The following is an 18,098-nucleotide window of genomic DNA, read 5'->3' on the forward strand; positions in this document are numbered from 1 at the left end:
TAAAATGGCTGGGCAGAATCGCTAATCTGCCCAGTTAAATTTAGTTTCGTCTACGCCTTGCTGAGCTTCTTTAAGCCTCTCTTTACGGGCTAGTTCTTCTTCTCGAGCGGCATCAATTTCTTGCATAATCGCGGCAATGTCGGCCACAGTATCTTGCTCAACAAACTCTCCACTCAGCTCGGTATCGCTGGTTAACTCACCTTTTTCAAACAAACTCCACATCTCTTTAGCGTATTCAGTATTGGCCAAAGTTGGCGCAAATTGGCTGTAATAGTCACGCATGTTATTTACATCGCGGGTCAGCATCCATTCAGCATTGTTATTAGCGGCGGCATCAACCGCCTGAGGCAGATCAATAATCACGGGGCCGTAGGCATCCACCAGCACATTAAACTCAGATAAGTCGCCGTGGATAAGCCCTACACAGAGCATCTTTACAATGTAAGAGATGACTAGCTGATGATCTTCAAGCGCTTGTTCTTCACTCATCATCACATCGTTTAGGCGCGGCGCAACATAGCCTTCATCATCGGTAACCAGCTCCATCAGCAATACGCCATCAAAACAACCATAGGGCTCGGGAACTCGAACCCCGGCAGCCGCTAACTTATACAAAGCATCTACTTCGGCGCTTTGCCAAACCTTTTCTTGCTGTTCGCGGCCAAAGCCTGAGCCTTTTTCCATCGCCCTCGCCCTGCGGCTATTGCGCACTTTACGTCCTTCGCGATAGGCCACTGCTTGCTTGAAGCTGCGCTGGCTAGCCTCTTTATACACTTTGGCGCAGCGGATTTCGTCACCGCAACGCACCACGTAAACCGAGGCTTCTTTACCACTCATCAGCTGGCTTTTCACTTCGTCAACTAAGCCGTCATCAACTAGGGGCTGAATTCTTTTAGGTGTTTTCATTTATCTCAATTATCAAAAATTAGTCGTGTATATCGGCTTGTTTTACGCTTTGGATACCAAACTCAACACCAAATTATACGCTACAAGGAAGCTAGCCACTGCTTTTGTTGCTCTGGGCTTTGAAAGCTCCAAGCTACAAAACGACTAACCTTATTACCTTGTCCCATTTTAACGGTATGATATTGCGCCACTTTGGCTTGCTTGAGCACTTGGTAAATGCTCCTCAAGTTAGCTTCTTTAGACACCAAGCTAGTAAACCATAATACCTGTTGAGCGAACTGCTGGCTTTCTGCCACCATGTTTTTAATGAAACTTAACTCACCGCCGGGACACCACAGCTCGTTACTTTGGCCACCAAAATTTAAGCGCTGTTTGTTTTTAGCATTGGCTTTTAAGTTACTTTGCTTACGTTGGCTACCCTTTTGAGCCTCGGCCGCAGAGCGATGAAACGGTGGATTAGACATACTCAGCTCAAAGCGCTCTTCTGCTTGCACCACCCCTTTAAAAATAGCTTTTTTGTTGCTTTGTAAACGCAAGGAAATATGGGATTGCAGCTGAGGGTTAAGCGCTAAGATGTGATCTGCAGATTGTAAGGAAGCTGCCTCAATATCGCTGCCGACAAAAGACCACCCATATTCACTGGCTCCCACCAGCGGATAAACACAATTTGCGCCAACTCCCACATCTAAACAGCGCACCGAACTACCATTGGGCAAGCTGCCGCCCTGCGATTTCGCCAGTAAATCAGCCAAATAATGAATGTAGTCAACTCGGCCAGGAATAGGCGGGCAAAGATTATGTTTAGGAATGGTCCAGCCTTTTACCCCATAAAAGTGCTGCAGTAGCGCCTTGTTTAAACAGCGCACCGCTTCGGGGTCAAAAAAGTCTACCGAGGCATCACCATATTGGTTATTGGCTACAAAGCGCTTTAACTCCGGGCATGAGGCGATAAGCGCGGCAAAGTCATAACGTTGGCGATGTTTATTTCGCGGGTGCAATTGGTTCTTGGTATTTGCACGGGCGTTTTTTGGAACGGTCATTAAGCTGCAAAGCCTTAGTCTTGCTGAAAACTCACCCATTATAAAGAGAAGCTTGAGTAAAGGCTTGTAGGGATCTTGGGTAAAACAATTCTTTTGTGAGTAAACGATAACCCGGAGTCAAGCTAGAGCTGTTGTTAGTTTGCTTCTCACTGCACAAGCTACCCTATTGTCTCGGATATTAATTTCAGCTAGCCTGACTACTCTAGTGTATTACTCATAAGAAGGATCTTACGATGTCTAGCCCCACTTTAATTACTGCTAAGTTCGAGGATATTCCCGCCCTGAGCAAGATGTTCATTGACGCTTATGCCAACAACGAAGCAATGCAAGCAGCACTTCGAAGCGATGAAATGGCCGACTACGCCCACGATAGCTACTGGCGTTTTGCGCTGGGTGAATGGGGCATGAAACAGGGTATCGTATATACCACTGCTGAATGTGAAGGCTGCGTAATTATGGTGCCACCGGGGAAACATCAGCCTGACGTAATGCAAAAGATGGAAGCTTGGGCGATTGTTGCTCGCATGATGGGTGAAGGAAAGCTTGAGCTCGCTAAAGACATCTCTGAGCAAATGCTAAGCGGCCCGCTAAATCAAGATTGCTATTGGTTGTGGGGCTTAGGTGTTGCCCCTTCAGCAGGTGGTAAAGGCTTAGCTGGCGCTTTAATCAAGCAAGTAACCGACTTAGCCGATGCCGATAACAAAGCTTGTTATGTGGTGGCGTCTAGCGAAAAAGTAGTGCTCACCTTTGAGCGCCGTGGCTTTAAAGTGCTATCTAAAAGCGAGAACTTCCCTTACTGGTTTATGTTACGCCCTGCTCAAGGCTAATTAAGCGCTAAAGCAAAAACGCACTGCCTAACTAGGCAGCGCGTTTCTTAGACTATTCGGCAAACTCCACCATCCACTCGCCCCCCTGCTGCACATTTATATCTTGCTCGCCTAGCATTAAGCTATGCCCCTGCTGTTGCCATTGGGTATGCGCTTTGCCATTAAAATAGATGCTTTGAATGGCTTTGTTTATGGGTAGGTTGGCAACTTCAAGCTGATACCTTTTATTCTCCGGCCCACTTGAGAAACTGCCTTTAGCTGGTTTTATTTGAATACTTAGTTTTTGCTTAACCGTTTGCACCTCAAACACCGTGTGTTGAAGCTGCTGCTGTTGATAAGCAATGGTCTCGCCATCGTCCTCAATTAACTCACCGTTAGCTTCGCCTTGTTCACCGAGCACCACCAGTAAATCCATTGTGTTGCTGTCACTGGCTCGAGGAATGACCTTGCCGGCTTTAACAAACAACGGCAAACGATAAATCTCATCAATATAGAGTGCTTGCTTGAACGACTGGCCGCGGCTGCTGATCATCTGTTTACTGCGGTAGTCATACCACAAGCCTTGTGGTAAATAGGTTTGCGTGCTGCGCGCTTTATCTTCGGCGACCAATGCCACCAGTAAGGCATCACCCACTAGCTTCATTGAGCCATTACTTCTTGCTTTGGGATCTTGCTGGTAAGCATAAACTAAAGGTGCAACCACCGCTTTTCCTTCACGCCAAGCTTGGTGAGCGAGAGTGTAATAGTAAGGATTAAAGGCGTAACGCTGCTTAGCATTAAACAGGTTGCTGGCAGTGTCGCCGATTCGGTCTGGCGCAGTTTCTTTGCAGTTACATAAATTTTGCGTATGCGGGCGCACCGGTAAATCGGTAAACAAAGCAGCGGCGAACCATTGGGTATATTGCTCATCCCACGGAGTACCATGAAAACCGCCAATGTCTGAGCCAAAATAATCAATGCCCGACAAGCTCATATGCATTTGCGCATTAAAATGACTACGCAAGTTAGCTAGCGGAACGCCAATATCGCCCGACCACATTGCCACCCCATAAGCTTGGCTGCCAGCCGTGCCTGAACGGCTCATGATAAAAGGCCGCTGCTGGCGCTGATTGCGCAAATACCCTTGATAGATACTGCGGCTCCACAACAAGTTATATAGGTTGTGCACACTTTGATGGTCATGCTTAAGTTCACCATCAATATTTACCCCGGCGTACCAAGCTTTGCGGTGGAAGATCTCGGGTTCGCCCAAGTCAGTCCAATGGGCAATAATGCCGTCATCAATCAGCGCTTCGCGGCGGTAGTCATGCCAAAAGGCTGCGCCTTTTTCACTGGAGAAGTCCAACATGCCGCCCTTACCCCACCAAGGGTTATCGTGAATTTTGGCTGGTGTCATACACGGCGGCTCGCAACTACGCGCCAATGCTCCAGCATGCGCCAGTGACTGATACTCGTTTAGTGCGCCGCCAATATAGGGCTCTTCGATGGTCATCACCGCTATGCCAGCTTGCTTTAATTGGGCGATTTTTTGTTGATGATTGGGGAAGTTTTTCTGATCCCAAGTCAGTGAGCCCATTTGCGTATGAGTAGACTTTTCTTTTATGCCGCCAAACCATTGCAGATCCAATACCACACCAGAAAGCGGAAACTGCGCTTTGTGCAGGCTAGCTAACTTACTGTCGAGCTCTTGCCAGTTATCAAAGCCATACTCTGACAACCACAGGCCAAACATCGCTTTAGGTGGAACCGGCGGTTTGCCCGTTAACGACAGGTAACGCGAACGCAAATCGGCGAGGTTTTCTCCGGCTATAACAATAATGCGGGCTCGCTTACCCTTGCCCTGAATTTGATAAGGCTGTTTGGTAAAGTCGAATACCAGGGGCCGAACGTGATCAAAAAACAAAGCTATATTTTGTTTGCCCTCGCCCAGCAAATACATGATTGGAATTTGGGTATTGCCAACAGCCCCTTCGCCCTGATAAACCATGGCATTACCCATGCGACTGCCAGGCAGGCGTTTTTGTCCTAGCCAATCTCCGTCAGCGTTTCCTAGGGTATTATGCTGCTGGCCTAGGCCGTACACTTGCTGAATACCGCCCTTGCTTAAGCGCAAACTCCAACGCTGCTTAGCAATAGAGTCTATACACATCTCGCTCAGAGGCTGCTTGGCATGGGCAGCATCTGTCAGCGATATACAACGGCTATTGTCTGTTAGGCGCAGTGAATACCAAGGGCTAGATATAAGATCGCTAACAGGCGTTAAGCTTTGGCTTTCAAGCTGAGACGCAGCCAGCATCATACTAGGCTCAAACTGAGTAAAACTGGCATCTCCAGCAGTAAGGATCAGCGTATGCTCATCGAGGACTTTGGTTTGCCAAATCGCTTGGGAGGCGTGCACAGGAACGGTTGCTGAAACTAGCAGCAACACCAGCAAGGTATTCGCAGCATTAGCTAAGTTCGTCTTCATATTGCTTCCTTCAATAAAGACTAAATATCTAGCAGACCTTATCAGTAATCAAAGGTCTTAATAACTCAATTAATCAATTACTTGTAAAACTGTGAAGCGACTAAGGCCCTATATATTTAGCCAACAGCAATCAAGCGATAAACCACACTATATCTAGCAATTAATGATGAGATGTCAGCTCTCGCTAAAACAGCATAATATTTTATCATATTGAAACATATAGAATAATAACTCGAACAGTTCACATCTTAGGCACCTTTTACAGAGCTTGTTGATAAAAATATAGTTTTACTTTAAGAGCCAAATAAAACACATTCTCAAACTTGGAGTGCCAGTAATTACTGTCATAAAAATGTAAAGGATTGAGAGACATTATGAATAAGTTTGCAGTACTAGGTAGCAGTGCCTTGGTAACCTTAACCTTAAGTGCTTGCGGAGGAAGCAGCAGTGACAATGACAATGAACTTCCCCCTACGACAACACCGGTAACAGGTACCTTTATAGACGCTGCCGTAGAAGGTTTGTTTTACAAAGCTTCACCTAGTGGCTTAAGTGGTTACACCGATGAACTGGGTAACTTTGCGGTAGAGTCTGGCGATGTAGTGTCGTTTTACTTAGGTGGTGAAGACGGCATGTTCATTGGTAATAGCTCTTACCGTAGTGTGGTGTCGCCCTTCGAAGTAACTGCCGATACGGGTTCAGCAATGAACCTAGCGCGCATACTGCAATCTTTAGATGATGCCAGTACCGGTAGCATTGTTATTCCAGACGATATTGCTAAACCTCAAGAAGACAGCGCCACCCTAACCGCGCTAAAACAAGTGAAGTTAAATAACCTTAATACCGCAGATGCCTTGCTTGAAGAAGTCGAAGCCAGTGAGTGGGTAACAGAAGAAGAAGCCGCCGAGCATTTAAATGACTCATTAGCCGGTATTGAACGTGGCGATACCGATATCATTGATGCCTTTAGTAAAGGCAGCGGCGAGTATTTGCGTTTATCAGAGGTGGTGCTAACTAGCCAATACGGCAACAATTCAAACGAATATAAAAATGTGCACATGGACCGCACCATTCCTGATGAAGCCTTTAAAAATGCCAGCTTCGGCATAAGTTCAGAACTGTTGCACCTTTCGGCAGATGGCTTAGTGATTAAAGCTGGCGCCTCTGATCAACGCTACAGCTCGCAGTGGGCAAAAGAGTTTATAGCTTGTGAACTCAATGGCGGTGAGTTCAGTGTAGTGAACAATATTCCTGAGTGCTTTAACACTGACTCTGATACTTATTCAGCCGAAGACTTTGCTATTGAACAAGGTTTCCAGCTGATTGTTAAAGATCCTAACCTCATCAGCGATCAAGACGAAACAATAGATTATGCAGAAGTTGCTGAATTTGGCGGCTTGTTCCAGTGTATGAATGAGCAAGACTGTAGCCAAGCCAGTTTAACCGCAATTGGCGAAAACAACCTTGAAGAAGACGGCGAGTTTCAGCAACAAACCTTTAGCACCAGTTACGACAGCGCCACTGGCATTTACACCGACCAAACCATTGAAGTCACCCGAGATGGTGACGGAAACCAGCTAAGAAAAAGTGCATACACTTCTTACAGCTATCTAGTAAACCCAAATGTAGATAATGGTGAGCGTTACATCGACTTCACTGGTAACTGGTTAGCCGAAACTAGCATTGAAGACTGTGAACTAACCGGTCAAATCAACTATCAGTTTGGCGCAAGCGATGTTCGCGTGGTAGGTAAAGAACTACATACTCAACAAGGCGGCGATTGCATACTTGAAGATATGGACGAAACGGTTTCCTATGCAGAGTTAGCCAATATGGCCTTTTGGTGGTTTGGCGTAAATGCTGGCCAATCAACTAAAGCGACGCTAGCTCAGCTAAATTCTTCAGTACGTTGGTGTGATGACGACGAAGTAATTGAGGGGCAACTGTGTCAAGAACCTAAAATTGAGCAATGGACCTATGTTGCAGCCGGCCAAAACTGGGATCGCGGTGTATTAACCTCTACTGCGTTCAATAGAGATGGCAAGCAAAGCTTTATTACAACCTACACCAAACAGTAGCTTGTAGAATATAAAAAGGCGCTTAACAGCGCCTTTTACTTACCCACCAGTTGTTAGTTAATCTATTGATTTAACTGCCGTTTCAAACGCTGCACCACTTCAGCAGGCACCACCGCCTGTAACTGCAAAATACATAGCTGCGCCTTACTATCTTTATGCCTTACCTTCATTTCACATAAAGCATATAAATGTTGCGGATTACGTCCGGTATCGTAGGCCGTGTTTAATGCTTGCTGCGCTTTGGCCAAATCAAAAGCTTCTAAGGATAAGCCGTATACATACCAATAATGGGCATTGCTTGGCTCAAGTTCTGTGGCTTGCGAAAAATAGTCCACCGCTAACTGTGCCTGTTTTTGTCTGAGTAAACTTAAACCTGTGCTGTAGGGGATTGCTGCGCTTGCGGGCTGGGCTAAACGCCCTTGCTTAAGCACATTAAATGCGGCCGTTTCATTGCCTAAATGGCGATATAAATCGGCTAAGTTAACGTAACTGTTGGCAAAGTAGGGCTCTATTTTAATTGCTTGTAAATAGCTAGCTTCCGCCTCATTAAACTCGCCAGTAGCAAAATAAACACCGGCTAAATTTACCAAAGCAAAAGCGCGGTCGGCATTGAGTAACTGAATATTTTGGTATTCCTTAAGTGCTGGCCTTAATTGCTGTTGCTGCCGCTCAGTTAAACTTGCCCAGCCTTTAACCAAGCTAGCTGCTGTTTCACTTCTCACTGCTAGGACCGAGTCTTCCAATAGAGGTGACAATAAGCGCCAGCGTTCTGCAATAGGGTAATTCCGAGCACTACTTACCGCCCCTAAACGAATCAGCTCTTGCTCACTGCTTACGGCTCGCGCTGTGGCAATCACACTATTACGACCAGGAAACTGCGCCAGCCGCTCTAGAGCAGAAGCGCGAATAATACTGCTCTCTAAGGGGTTTTGTGCCACGTAAGCCAAGGCTTGTTCAGCAGAAGGTAAGCCTTGGTCTGCGGCAAAAAAGGCTTCAGAGAAATGATTATTATCTAAGTAGTTTGATTTGGGAAACCATTGTCGCTGCCATTGCAGTGCCCAACTATTGTCTTTATCTTGATGGCAGGAAGTACACACATTTGGAGTGCCAATCGCCTGACTCAAATCAGGCCGAGGAACTTGAAAACTATGATCTCGTCGCGGGTCAACCTGCATGTAAGTAGTAGTCGGCATATGACAAGAGGTGCACTTAGCACCTTCACTGTCCGCTGGGTGAAAACTATGTTTTTCAGGAGTGTATTCAGACGCTACATGGCACTGAGCACACAGCGCTGGCTCTTCCATTTTTATTTGCCCTGAATGCACATTATGGCAATTGCTGCAGCTTACTCCCGCATGCTTCATTTTTGACTGCTGAAATGAGCCCCAAACATACACCTCATCGTATATCTGCCCATCGTCATGGTAGAGCTCTGCAGTAATCAAACTAGCTTGGTAGCGATCGAGCAAATTACCGGCCACGTGGTCATTGCTTTCGCTTATTTGCAAACGCCGGCTGTGGCACTGCGCGCAGACCTTAAGTTGCTGGCTTTGTTGATGGCTGGCAGCGCTTAATGTTGATTGGCCCGGCTGGTAAGTCCATTCACTCGCGGCCGCTTGAAGAGTACGATAAAAACCACTGTATTGGCCTAAATTGGCTAGTGCCGCTTGTTTGTTTTCACTTTGAGTCCACTTAATATGATCACTGGCGGGGCCGTGGCAGGCTTCGCAGCCAACGTTTATTTCAAACCAAGTGGTGTTGTAGGTATTGCTGCCACTGTCATAAGCTTTTTGCAGCTGAGTTGAATGACAGTCTGCACACATATAGTTCCAATTTTGTCCGGCATTGGTCCAATAAAACTCATCAGTTTTTTGCTGATTGGGATATAGATGAAACCAACGCTGGCCACCTTGTTGCTGGCTTCTAGAATCCCAAGCAAAGGGAATGAGCTGCACTCGCCCATCGGCAAATTCCACCATGTATTGCTGCAGTGGTTCAAAGCCAAAGGTGTAGCTTATTTGGTAGTCGGCGAACTCACCGTTGGGCCCCTCGATGTTGACCCAGTACTCGGAGCCTTTACGAAAGAAGCGATTGGCTTTACCGGCAAACTCAAGGCTGGCATTAGCGAAATTGCCCTGTACCGATTGTTCATCAGCATGACGCATTGCCATGTCATGATGAGAGCCCTGCCATTGTTGATATTGCGCTTGGTGGCACTGGATACAATTATTGGTGCCGACATATTCAGCGGCCGATAAACCTAAACTGATACTTAGCCAAACAAATACAAGCCCAAACAGCCCTTGCCTCATGCCTATCCTTCTCCAGCGCTATAGTTTAACTACTCAGAAACCTTGCTAGTGCCAAGCTAAAAATACTCAACAAATCAACTATCTAGCAAGGCATGATTAAAAGTGTAGCAAGTCTTGAATAAATGGCAGCAATCAAAAGGGCTAAACAACAAATAACTTGAAGGGTCTTAAGGCTAGATGGGAGCCAAGCTTTTGCTCATAAATTTGCTGTAGGGGTCTAACTGGTAGTTGGCAAAAGGGCCACAAAATTCAAAACCATAGGATTGATACAGCGCCCAAGCTGGAGCAAAAGCGGCCATGGAGCCGGTTTCTAAGCTCACTTGCTGATAACCACTTCCTTGGGCGTCTTTAAGAATATGCTTTAGCAGCCCGGCAGCAACACCTTTACGTAAATGCTTACTAGCGGTACGCATAGATTTAAGCTCTGCATGTTTGGCATTAAGGTGCTTTAAGGCGCCACACCCTGCTAGCTCATCGCCTAACCAAGCACACCAAAATTTCACGCCCTCGGCCTGCAAACCGCTCACATCTAATGCATGAACACTCTCAACTGGAGAATGGCGAAGCATATCTTGGTGGTGCTCTTCCAACAGCGCGATAACCTGCTCGCCGCTTACATTGTTTAAACTAATTTTCACTTTTCACTCCCAACTACCTCATCAGCTCCTAGCATTGAGTAAATCAACAGTAATTTCAATGAGAATTAAGCCAGTAAGCCGAGACGTGTTAGCGCTCCATATAAAGATTTGGGTCAGAAATTTGATTAAAGCCAAAACCGCGATACAGCTCATGAGCGTCTTTAGTGGCAAGTTTAAAACGGCGTACATTCTGTAATTTTGGGTGAGCCATAATGCGATGCATCATGGCCTTGGCTAAGCCTTTGCCTCGATGCTCCTCCAACACAAAAATGTCGGCTAAATAGGCAACGGTTGAATAATCAGAGACCACTCTGGCAAAAGCCACTTGCTGCTGTTTAAGGTCGAAAGCGGCAAAACACATAGAATTATCAATCGAGGTTTTTACCGCCCCTTTAGAAATGCCCTTCGCCCAGTAAGAGCTCACCAACACTTCATGAATAAGTGCTAAGTCTAACTGTTCTTTATTGGTAGCCACATAGTATCCCCGCTGCATGTTCACCTTCCCTGATTAACCCGCTCCACATTGATTGGCGTAAATTTAGTCAGCTATAAGCGAAGCCTCAAGCCCCCCAGGGTAACGTTTGGTAACTTTGCCAGTGGTATTTATAACAATATGGTAACAATTATTCTAAGCCCCTATAAGCTAAGGTTTTACAGCATGTAGAAGAAGATTAGCCAAGCTGAATCAGATACTAACTTATGGTAAAAGTGTGATTTACATTTGCGAACAGCGGCCGTTTAAGGCGATTCAATGTAGCTAAGCGCATTAGGTCAAAAACAATAAACCAACTACAAGAAACAAAAACGCTGCAGAACGCAGCGTAAAAGTGGATGTTATAAACAAATCGCCACAGCTGGCGATTTCAGCACAAGGCTTATTAACTTTGAGGAAGTAAGTAAAAGTTTGGCTGCCAGCGCTCCATATGTATTTCCGGATGGGCTAATTCGGTAAAACCAAACTGCTGATAAAGGCCATGCGCATCTTGAGTGGCTAACTTAAAGCGGCGAATTCCCTGTAACTTGGGATGGGCCATAATGCGATGCATTAATGCCTTAGCCAAACCCTTACCTTGGTGCTCTTCTAAAACAAAAATATCAGCTAAATAGGCAAAAGTGCTGTAATCGCTGATTACTCGAGCAAAACCAACTTGCTGCTTTTGATAGTTATAAACAGCAAAACACAATGAGTTTTCGATAGACTGTTCAACCGTAGCGCGAGGGATACCTTTAGCCCAGTAGGACTTAGTTAATACACTATGAATCAGTGAGATATCTAACTCAGCTTGGTTAGTACTTATAAAATAATCTGGATGCATTGACGAATGTCCCCCTGATTGCTCTTGCGCGTCTTTACCTAAAATAATCTACCGATTGTATTACGCTAACACAAGGCTTTAAGGCGTATTTCTTGAGCTTTACGAAATAATCATTAGTCACTTACTAAATCACTCATCTTTTTTTGAAGTGATTGTTTTAAAAGCTAAAACCTTTAGGGTACTGATGATAGCCATCAAAATTCTGCTTGCTCAAAGGCATGCCTTGCTGGCGTAAAATCGCATAAGTCATCGCATAGTGAAAAAAGAAGTTCGGCAACATATATTGTTGCAAGTATTCGCTTGGGCTAAGCGACAAATCAGCAAACCCCGCTTGGGTCACTATCTTAGCCGGACAACCTTGCTCAAACTGCTCCTCACTTAGTAGCTGCAAGCACTTTAGGCTGCGCTGTAATTGCTGCTGTAGACTCGCATAAGAAATACTATCTGGGCTAAAAGTATCGATGTCTTTCCCCGCTAAAGGCAAGCAAGTTCGCAAGCTAAAACCAATGGCCGTGCTTATTTGCTGGCCTAAGGGAAACATGTCGTCAGCCAGCTTTGCTGCCAATAACTTAGCTTCGCTTAGGCCCTGCTGCTTGGCAAAAAATTGCATTTCACTAAGCAATTCATCCAATTGATGTAAATAGCGTGAAAACACAGGTACCGATAATTGGTAAAGCGTATTAGGTTTGAGATCTGTCATGCTGTTCGTCCTTAAACTAAGCCTATGTTATAACGGGTTTGGAAATGATTAATCAAGGTGAAACTAAGCTTGTTAGTTTGGAATAAAGTGAAGCAGGCGCTAGCAAAGCTCACTGTAGAGCAACAGCGAGTATGGATTATTTCGCGTCACGATAGCTTAAGCCATCAAGATATTTATCCACTCAGCGAAGCGGATTTAGTGGCTAAGAACTGGCAACAGCGTGGATTTTCGGAGCGTCACATAAACCAGATAGAAGAACTCAAGCGCGGGGCTTTAATAGAGGTACCTCAGCATTCTCACCAAGTCACAATCACCCGAGTTAAATAGTCGCTTTCGATTACGAGCTAAAATAAAAAAAGGCCTTTCGGCCTTTTTTATTGCTTAATTACATTGTTTTCTAAGGTGCCATTGTATCTACGTTTAGCACTAAATCAGTAAAGTCATCGGTGGCTACTGCTGAATAAACTCCGCCATTCTCAATCGTGGCCATGGTTTCAATCGCCGGAGTGTAAGTCATGTCACTAGCTAGTATTACCGCAAAGGTGTAAGTGCCGCCAGGTACGTTTAGTACTGCATTATCTTTAAAATCTACCCCAGCAAGTACTACAGTGTCTGCGCTAAAGTTACCGTCAGCAGAAGCATGGATATCAACTAAACCCAGTCCACCCGCTGTTGGGCTTGCGTGTACTACGCGAACCTTTGAGTAAAGCGCTACCGAGCGTAAGTCTTCGCTAATAACTAGTGGTTCAATGGTGTTATCAGCCACTGCGTTTAGTTTACCCACCGCGTAAATACTGGTTTCAGCACCCGCTTCTAACATCACTCCAGGGGCATCAATTACCACTAAGCTATTGTCGGCACTAGCAGCAACACTTAGGTCATAGCTATCTGCTGGTAAGTCACCGGTCTGAAAATCTTTAAACTCAATGTCCGTGAATCCAGTAACAGGTGTACCACTGGCTAACACATCTACCGCCGGTGCATCGTCAACAGCATGAACAACACGTACATGGCTGGTTTCACCCATATCTCTCACAATCGATACTGCACTGCCGTCGGCTAGCAACAGGTTTACTGGTGATTCGAAGCCCATGTCAGTACTAGGCACTGCGGTTAGCATTAGGTCGCTGCCACCCGCTAAAGCTACTTCGCCGCTATCAAAAACCACGGTTTTACTGCCAGTTCCGGTAATTCTAATTCGGTAAGTATCGGCAGGAACTGTTACCGGTAGGTCAGCGCTGTCCATTTTGAATTCTAAGTTAGTTATAGCTGCTTCGACACCCGTAATATCTGCCATTGTTGATAGGTAAATATCGACTCCACCTACATCTGGATGACCGTGCAAAACGTCAATGCGAACGCTGCCGGCATCAACCGCACCGCTGCTACGACTTAACACTACTGGCTCAATAGAAGCAGCGTAGTTAAGCGCGATAATGTCGTACTGCATGTCTGGAGAAAACTCTAAATTCGCAGCTATCACTTCAGCATTATCGCCAGGCAAAATGGCGTCAACGCTAATATCATAACTACCAGATGCAACCGGCACCCAAGCGCTACCCTGGCGGTAATCCACCATGTTTAACCCAGCAAAAGTCTCGCCGTTTGCTTTAACTTCTACCATTGGGGCATCTGCGCTAGCGTGGGTTACTCGAACTGAGGACATTGAATTATCGACTAGGGTTGGAGTGTCGTCGTCACTACCGCAGGCTGCGAGTAATACGGCAGAGCTTAGTAGTAGACCTGATTTAGCAAGTTTCATGTTCTTTTCCTTGAATATCTCTGTAGTGGTATCAGCCTTAAAAACGCCAAGCTAATAAAATAAGATCACAAGAAAAACTGAGGTTTTTTCGGTGAAAGTAGAAATCGTTAAACACAGAAGGTTTTAAACACGCAAAAGAAAAATAAAATAAGACATTGAAATTAAACAATTTTTATCAACATCAACTGGCAAAAAAAAATCACCCACCAAATGTAGTAAAAATGTTAATATTTATTATTGATTATTAACTCTAATACGAAAATCAGCATTCAAACTTAGCTTTCTACCTTGTTTATTTAAGCCAAAACAAAGCCTCTCAATGCTCTTTTTTGTAGACCAATTTGTTTCTGCTCTCATTATCTAATTAGTTATTGTTTTAATGAAATACAGCCTCAATAGACTGTGAATGTTAGCTAGCCCTCAAAAGCAGAAGCAACTCTCATGAAACCGCTTACTTTCAGATGAATAAAGAGTCAATTTCACTAATATAAGCTGCATAGTATGAATACTCTGGGTCTTTGTTGGCTAAACAGCTAAATAATGACTTGGGGTATTCGTAAACCCATCGTTAACCAGAGGACCAGCCGCATGTCGCTGCCGTATACTAATCCTTCGCTCAGCGTAGCCGAGCGAGTAGAAAACCTGTTGTCGCTAATGAGCGTGGAAGAAAAAGTAGGCCAAATGCTCCAACTGCCAGCTAACATGCCTGAAAATCTCGACAAGCTTGAAAACTGGAATGTAGGAAGCTACCTGCACTGTACCGGCACCATGGTAGAAGAACTGCAACAACGTGCCGCTAAAACTCGCCTTGGCATTCCTCTTATTTTTGGTATTGATGCTATTCATGGCCATTGCTTCGAAAACAGCGGTACGGTGTTTCCTACCCAACTGGCATTGTCTTGTGCTTGGAGCAAACAACTAAGCCAAAGCATGGCTCGCGTTACTGCGATTGAAACCCGCGCTTGTGGCCTGCATTGGACATTTTCACCAGTATTATGTGTAGGTCGTGATAGCCGCTGGGGACGAATTAACGAAACTTTTGGTGAAGATCCATGGTTGATTGGAGAGCTTGCCGCCGCTGCTGTTTATGGTTACCAAGGTGATAACTTAGCCTCAAACGATACAATTTTAGCTTGTGCCAAGCACTATGTAGCCTATGGCGAAGCAACCGGTGGCCGCGATGCTTACGAGGCTGAAGTTTCTCCTCGCAAACTGCTTTCGCTGTTCTTGCCGCCTTTTGAGAAAGCGGTAAAAGAAGCCAAAGTTGCCACCCTTATGGTGGGTTACCAAGCTATAGATGGTGTGCCATGTAGCGCCAATAGCTGGTTACTGCGCGAAGTGCCTAAAAACCAATGGGGAATGGACGGTTTCATCGTTACCGACTGGGACAACATTGGTTCATTGCACGACAAACAGCGAGTAGCCGAAGACTTGCGCCATGCTGCAAAAATTGCTGTCGAATCTGGCAATGACATGATCATGACAACCCCGTCATTCTATCAACATACCATCGACTTAGTGAAAGATGGCGAGCTAGATATAGCCTTAATCGACGACGCAGTATCGCGCATCCTAAAGTACAAGTTTGAACTAGGCTTATTTGAAGACTACCGCTATACCGACCTAAGCAAAAAAGACCAAATATTAGGTAATGCAGATCACTGGCAAGCAGCACTAGAAGCCAGCCGCCAATCGCTAACTTTATTACAAAATAACGGCATTTTACCGCTGTCAGATAGCTCTAAACCTAAGATCTTGTTATGTGGCGCTAACGCCGATGATGTGGTTGCACAGCTAGGCGACTGGTCATTTGGTTCTATGCAAGCAGGTGCTGCAGATGATAGCTACCACCAAAAAGACGCCATTACTTTGCGCCAAGGTTTACAAGCCGCTGCTGATGCCGGACGTTGTGAATTAAACTACGTTCGCGGTGCAGCACCAGCCGAAGCCGAATTTGAGGAAATAGCCAGTGCGGTAAGCGCTGCCGACAATAGTGACATCATCGTAGCCTGTGTTGGCGATACACTCAGCCAACATGGTGAGTTTCATGACCGCGCCGACTTGGATTTAAGTGGCCAACAACAAGCAATGTTAGAAGCCCTAAAAGCCACTGGAAAACCTTTAATCGTGGTATTTATGGCATCTAAGCCGCTTACCATTGGCTGGGTGAAACAACATGCCGATGCGATTGTTTGTGCCTTTAACCCAGGAGCAAAAGGTGGCCAAGCCCTTAGCGAACTGTTATTTGGCGAACTCAATCCTAGCGGTAAGTTAACTATTAGCTTCCCGCAGCATGTGGGCCAATCTCCGGTTTACTACAACAAATATGAAGGTTGGCACGCTCGTTTATCAGAGCGCACCAACAATCAAGAACGTTACATCGATATGCCCTTACTGCCTTTATTTAGTTTTGGCGAAGGCATTAGCTACAGTGAGTTTAGCTACAGTGAGCTCACCGTTGACACCCCTTGTTTAGCTGCCAACAGCGACTTAAGCCAAGGCGAGGCACTAAAGGTGTCGGTAAATATCAGCAATATTAGCCAACGCTCAGGTGTCGAGGTTGCGCAGTTATATATTCATGACTGCGCTGCTTCAGTCACTGTTCCAGTGCTGCAGCTACGAGGTTTTGAGCGAGTAGAATTAGCCCCAGGTGAAACGCAAAAGGTTGAATTTAGCGTGCCCTTTGCAGACTTAGCCCTAATCAACGCGCAACTACAAAAAGTTGTAGAGCCGGGTGCATTTAAAGTATTTGTTGGGCCATCTTCTAAAGCAGAAGATTTGCTCTCAGCCGACTTTAAGGTAGCTTAAAGCAAAGTCAGTGATTACAAACTGAGCCAATATAAAGCCTCTTAAGCTAGCTTAAGAGGCTTTTATGCATCTGGGATCTGCAATAATAAATCTGTTACGCCAAGGTCAATCCCGCATTGATTCAATAAAGTTGAGATTTGACCACGGTGATGGGTTTGATGATTAAAAAAGTGCAACACTAACAACTCGAAGGGCTTGTTCTGCGCTTCTCCTTTACTGTTTTTATAGCTTAAAGCTTGCTGCAAGTGGCTCGATGTAAGCTCTTCAGCAAATCTAATGATCACTTCATCCATCTTAAAGCGCGCTACTTTTAAACTGGCCAAGTCTTGATAGAGGATTTCATCCAAGGCCTTAGGTCGGGTTAATGCCGATACGGACTGCAAACAGTTAAAGCCACCAGCAAGTCTGGCAAAGCGCTGTAACCACAAAGTATCACCCACTAAAATGTGGTTTAGCGTGGCAAAAATAGAACCGAAAAATGCTTGTCTATCTTGTTTTAGCTCTTGCTCACTCAATTGAGTTGCGCAAGCATAAAGCTGTTGATTCATTACTTGGTTATATTGCGCCATTAAGGTAAAAGCAGTGCTCATTGTTATTCCTTATTGTTGCTGCCGTTCACTAACAACAGTACGTCGAACGCTTAGTTGAGATAGATTTTAATCAAACGATAGTGAGCTAGTAAGGCGCTGTAAACCATGCATTTCAGTGTTAACAGCGCTTACAAGCGGCAACTCAAGTCTATAGTTCCTCTTCTAACTCAGCGTCAATAGCCTTATTTGGTTCATCATCAGCAAAATAGGCCATGTCACGGGTATTCTTTTGAACGGCAATGGCAGCAAATAAACATAGGGCATAAGCCATGGCATAAAAGCCTTTTTCACTTAGTGCCAAAGTGGCATTGAACAAACCAATGGTTAACAAGGCGACGGCAGCTACTAGGGAGAACCAGCTCAAACCATAATAAATAGCGGTAACTTTAATACCTTCCAATTTGTCACGTACCGATTTCTGTAAAGACACTGAAGAAAACAACCCAAACAATAATAAAGTGAAGTAGTAACCCTTTTCATTTAGCTGCATATCAGCATTCCACAAACCTATCAGATAAGCGCCCGCGCCGAGTAACAAGGCCGCCCAAGAGGCACCAATAAAGGCTGAAGTTGGTTTTGGTAAAGTTTGCTGTTTCATATCGTTCTTGTTCCTTAAGTTTAACGGCTTAGAATTGCTATCTAGTTGATTAATAT

The 18,098-nt window shown here is 45.2% G+C and carries 15 protein-coding genes; 4 read left to right on the forward strand and 11 right to left on the reverse strand.

Annotated elements, in window-relative coordinates:
• Window positions 1–21: 21 nt before the first annotated feature.
• Both G6R11_RS16490 and rlmF read right to left on the reverse strand, forming a co-directional pair.
• Window positions 22–906, reverse strand: a complete 885-nt coding sequence (locus tag G6R11_RS16490) for a PA4780 family RIO1-like protein kinase (protein ID WP_205472891.1) — start codon at window positions 904–906, stop codon at window positions 22–24.
• Between the two features lie 80 nt (window positions 907–986).
• Window positions 987–1,946 carry a 23S rRNA (adenine(1618)-N(6))-methyltransferase RlmF gene (gene rlmF / locus G6R11_RS16495; protein ID WP_163134168.1) on the reverse strand — a complete coding sequence of 320 codons (960 nt, stop codon included), beginning with the start codon at window positions 1,944–1,946 and terminating at the stop codon, window positions 987–989.
• A gap of 233 nt (window positions 1,947–2,179) precedes the next feature.
• On the opposite strand from rlmF, the gene G6R11_RS16500 reads away from it, so the two are divergent.
• Window positions 2,180–2,773 (forward strand): GNAT family N-acetyltransferase, encoded by a 594-nt coding sequence (locus G6R11_RS16500; RefSeq protein WP_163134169.1) that lies wholly within the window; start codon window positions 2,180–2,182, stop codon window positions 2,771–2,773.
• A gap of 52 nt (window positions 2,774–2,825) precedes the next feature.
• On the opposite strand, the gene G6R11_RS16505 is transcribed toward G6R11_RS16500, so the two are convergent.
• Window positions 2,826–5,240, reverse strand: coding sequence for a TIM-barrel domain-containing protein (locus G6R11_RS16505; protein WP_163134170.1), 2,415 nt, complete (start codon window positions 5,238–5,240; stop codon window positions 2,826–2,828).
• A gap of 374 nt (window positions 5,241–5,614) precedes the next feature.
• Here G6R11_RS16505 and G6R11_RS16510 point away from each other — a divergent pair, with 374 nt between their 5' ends.
• The gene (locus G6R11_RS16510) at window positions 5,615–7,318 is read left to right on the forward strand and encodes a hypothetical protein (protein ID WP_163134171.1); all 1,704 of its coding nucleotides are present in this window, start codon (window positions 5,615–5,617) and stop codon (window positions 7,316–7,318) included.
• Window positions 7,319–7,380: 62 nt separating this feature from the next.
• On the opposite strand, the gene G6R11_RS16515 is transcribed toward G6R11_RS16510, so the two are convergent.
• The 5 genes from G6R11_RS16515 to G6R11_RS16535 all read right to left on the reverse strand — a co-directional run bounded on the left by G6R11_RS16515 (window position 7,381) and on the right by G6R11_RS16535 (window position 12,284).
• Complete coding sequence (locus G6R11_RS16515) at window positions 7,381–9,630, reverse strand: multiheme c-type cytochrome (protein WP_163134172.1); 2,250 nt, start codon at window positions 9,628–9,630, stop codon at window positions 7,381–7,383.
• Window positions 9,631–9,803: 173 nt separating this feature from the next.
• Window positions 9,804–10,268, reverse strand: a complete 465-nt coding sequence (locus tag G6R11_RS16520; protein WP_163134173.1) for a GNAT family N-acetyltransferase — start codon at window positions 10,266–10,268, stop codon at window positions 9,804–9,806.
• Between the two features lie 88 nt (window positions 10,269–10,356).
• On the reverse strand, window positions 10,357–10,761 hold the full coding sequence (locus tag G6R11_RS16525) for a GNAT family N-acetyltransferase (RefSeq protein WP_163134174.1): 405 nt from the start codon (window positions 10,759–10,761) through the stop codon (window positions 10,357–10,359).
• 385 nt (window positions 10,762–11,146) lie between these two features.
• Window positions 11,147–11,584 (reverse strand): GNAT family N-acetyltransferase, encoded by a 438-nt coding sequence (locus tag G6R11_RS16530; protein WP_163134175.1) that lies wholly within the window; start codon window positions 11,582–11,584, stop codon window positions 11,147–11,149.
• Window positions 11,585–11,741: 157 nt separating this feature from the next.
• A complete protein-coding gene (locus G6R11_RS16535; RefSeq protein WP_163134176.1) occupies window positions 11,742–12,284 on the reverse strand; it encodes a DUF1993 domain-containing protein in 543 nt (180 codons plus the stop codon).
• Window positions 12,285–12,353: 69 nt separating this feature from the next.
• On the opposite strand from G6R11_RS16535, the gene G6R11_RS16540 reads away from it, so the two are divergent.
• Window positions 12,354–12,611 (forward strand): hypothetical protein, encoded by a 258-nt coding sequence (locus G6R11_RS16540; protein WP_163134177.1) that lies wholly within the window; start codon window positions 12,354–12,356, stop codon window positions 12,609–12,611.
• Between the two features lie 70 nt (window positions 12,612–12,681).
• Here G6R11_RS16540 and G6R11_RS16545 read toward each other — a convergent pair whose 3' ends face one another.
• On the reverse strand, window positions 12,682–14,046 hold the full coding sequence (locus G6R11_RS16545) for a DUF4397 domain-containing protein (RefSeq protein WP_163134178.1): 1,365 nt from the start codon (window positions 14,044–14,046) through the stop codon (window positions 12,682–12,684).
• A gap of 540 nt (window positions 14,047–14,586) precedes the next feature.
• On the opposite strand from G6R11_RS16545, the gene G6R11_RS16550 reads away from it, so the two are divergent.
• On the forward strand, window positions 14,587–16,854 hold the full coding sequence (locus G6R11_RS16550; RefSeq protein WP_240352495.1) for a glycoside hydrolase family 3 N-terminal domain-containing protein: 2,268 nt from the start codon (window positions 14,587–14,589) through the stop codon (window positions 16,852–16,854).
• Between the two features lie 62 nt (window positions 16,855–16,916).
• Here the strand turns inward: G6R11_RS16550 and G6R11_RS16555 are convergent, their stop codons facing one another.
• Together G6R11_RS16555 and yiaA are read right to left on the reverse strand one after the other, a co-directional pair.
• Window positions 16,917–17,444, reverse strand: coding sequence for a DinB family protein (locus tag G6R11_RS16555; RefSeq protein WP_163134179.1), 528 nt, complete (start codon window positions 17,442–17,444; stop codon window positions 16,917–16,919).
• A gap of 148 nt (window positions 17,445–17,592) precedes the next feature.
• Entirely contained in the window at window positions 17,593–18,042 is a 450-nt protein-coding gene (yiaA, locus tag G6R11_RS16560; RefSeq protein ID WP_163134180.1) for an inner membrane protein YiaA, read from the reverse strand.
• Between the last annotated feature and the right edge of the window lie 56 nt (window positions 18,043–18,098).

Origin of the sequence: Agarivorans sp. Alg241-V36 (genome assembly GCF_900537085.1) — a bacterium.
Taxonomy (GTDB): Bacteria; Pseudomonadota; Gammaproteobacteria; order Enterobacterales; family Celerinatantimonadaceae; genus Agarivorans.

What these genes read in the sequence shown, in the direction of transcription:
- G6R11_RS16535 (WP_163134176.1), bottom strand. Translation starts at nt 12,284, where the DNA reads ATGACAGATCTCAAACCTAATACGCTTTACCAATTATCGGTACCTGTG.
- G6R11_RS16505 (WP_163134170.1), bottom strand. Translation starts at nt 5,240, where the DNA reads ATGAAGACGAACTTAGCTAATGCTGCGAATACCTTGCTGGTGTTGCTG.
- G6R11_RS16555 (WP_163134179.1), bottom strand. Translation starts at nt 17,444, where the DNA reads ATGAGCACTGCTTTTACCTTAATGGCGCAATATAACCAAGTAATGAAT.
- G6R11_RS16525 (WP_163134174.1), bottom strand. Translation starts at nt 10,761, where the DNA reads ATGCAGCGGGGATACTATGTGGCTACCAATAAAGAACAGTTAGACTTA.
- G6R11_RS16550 (WP_240352495.1), top strand. Translation starts at nt 14,587, where the DNA reads ATGACTTGGGGTATTCGTAAACCCATCGTTAACCAGAGGACCAGCCGC.
- G6R11_RS16545 (WP_163134178.1), bottom strand. Translation starts at nt 14,046, where the DNA reads ATGAAACTTGCTAAATCAGGTCTACTACTAAGCTCTGCCGTATTACTC.
- G6R11_RS16510 (WP_163134171.1), top strand. Translation starts at nt 5,615, where the DNA reads ATGAATAAGTTTGCAGTACTAGGTAGCAGTGCCTTGGTAACCTTAACC.
- yiaA (WP_163134180.1), bottom strand. Translation starts at nt 18,042, where the DNA reads ATGAAACAGCAAACTTTACCAAAACCAACTTCAGCCTTTATTGGTGCC.
- G6R11_RS16500 (WP_163134169.1), top strand. Translation starts at nt 2,180, where the DNA reads ATGTCTAGCCCCACTTTAATTACTGCTAAGTTCGAGGATATTCCCGCC.
- G6R11_RS16530 (WP_163134175.1), bottom strand. Translation starts at nt 11,584, where the DNA reads ATGCATCCAGATTATTTTATAAGTACTAACCAAGCTGAGTTAGATATC.
- rlmF (WP_163134168.1), bottom strand. Translation starts at nt 1,946, where the DNA reads ATGACCGTTCCAAAAAACGCCCGTGCAAATACCAAGAACCAATTGCAC.
- G6R11_RS16490 (WP_205472891.1), bottom strand. Translation starts at nt 906, where the DNA reads ATGAAAACACCTAAAAGAATTCAGCCCCTAGTTGATGACGGCTTAGTT.
- G6R11_RS16515 (WP_163134172.1), bottom strand. Translation starts at nt 9,630, where the DNA reads ATGAGGCAAGGGCTGTTTGGGCTTGTATTTGTTTGGCTAAGTATCAGT.